This window comes from Protofrankia sp. Cr1, from assembly GCF_963555865.1.
Lineage (GTDB): Bacteria > Actinomycetota > Actinomycetes > Frankiales > Frankiaceae > Protofrankia.
Genome location: NZ_CAUVXO010000301.1, coordinates 1 through 954, shown reverse-complemented (window position 1 = coordinate 954; position 954 = coordinate 1). Strand labels below are relative to the sequence as shown.

Annotated in this window: 2 protein-coding genes; both read left to right on the top strand. The window is 61.9% G+C overall.

Going from position 1 to position 954, the window contains the following annotated elements; all coding sequences use genetic code 11:
- A partial coding sequence (locus tag U9980_RS19610) for a hypothetical protein (protein WP_322769255.1) occupies nucleotides 1-218 on the top strand: 218 nt, incomplete at its 5' end.
- On the top strand, nucleotides 215-898 hold the full coding sequence (locus tag U9980_RS19605; protein WP_322769254.1) for a M15 family metallopeptidase: 684 nt from the start codon (nucleotides 215-217) through the stop codon (nucleotides 896-898). The genes U9980_RS19610 and U9980_RS19605, both read left to right, overlap by 4 nt.
- Nucleotides 899-954 lie beyond the last annotated feature (56 nt).

The following is a 954-nucleotide window of genomic DNA, read 5'->3' as shown; positions in this document are numbered from 1 at the left end:
ATGTGGGCATCCCAAATGCGAAGACCCGTTTCCTTCGACAGGACTATCCGCAGTTGGCCAACGACACGATGCTCGAGGTCTGGGTGCCAGGAACTGGTTACTCGGACAACCACGATACTGCAGTCCTCTCCTACTGCCCGAGTGCGGTCAGCGACGAAGTCGCCAACTCCGTGATCGAGACCTTCCGAGTCCAACTGACCGAAGTGGCCGAAACATGAATCTTAACACCCGGGTGCCGCGCCACGACGCGGACATCACTCTGATCGCCGATCCTGCAGTCGCCGCCATCCCTGTCCACGACGGAGAAGATCCGCTGGTTGACCTTCGTGGAGTTTTGTCCGTCGACACCAGACGCGGCGACCCGCAGGGAATGTTCACCCTGGTCCGTTCGGCGGTACGTGACCGCTTGGAGGATGCGGAGAAGTCCTTGCCGAGAGGCATCCACTTGCTGGTGGTCGAAGCCTTCCGGCCGATCTCTCTCCAGCACGAGATCTACGAGTCGTATCGAGACGGACTGCTCCAGTCCTATCCGGGAATGGAACTGACGGAGGCCGACATTATGGCCACCCGGTACGTGGCACCCGTGGGCCTAGCCCCACACACCTGCGGAGCAGCTGTCGACCTGACCCTGTGCGACTCGAACATGGTCGAACTGGACATGGGGTGCGAGGAGGGCGCAACACCTGAGGAGAGCGCTGGTGCCTGCTACATGGAGGCATCCGGCCTCAGCGCCAGCGCTCGGGAGAACAGAGCAATACTCCGCGGTGCCCTGACCGGAGTCGGAATGGTGAACTATCCGACTGAGTGGTGGCACTGGTCCTTCGGGGACCGGTACTGGGCGCTGGTTTCGGGGGCTGATCAGGCCATCTATGGACCAACACATCCAGATGGGATCTGAATCCCGCGCCAAGCCGTCCTGCACCAGCCCCTGCGCACCTCGCGTCGTGCGCCCCA

Coding starts and splice junctions, on each gene's coding strand:
- U9980_RS19605 (WP_322769254.1), top strand. CDS start 215: ATGAATCTTAACACCCGGGTGCCGCGCCACGACGCGGACATCACTCTG.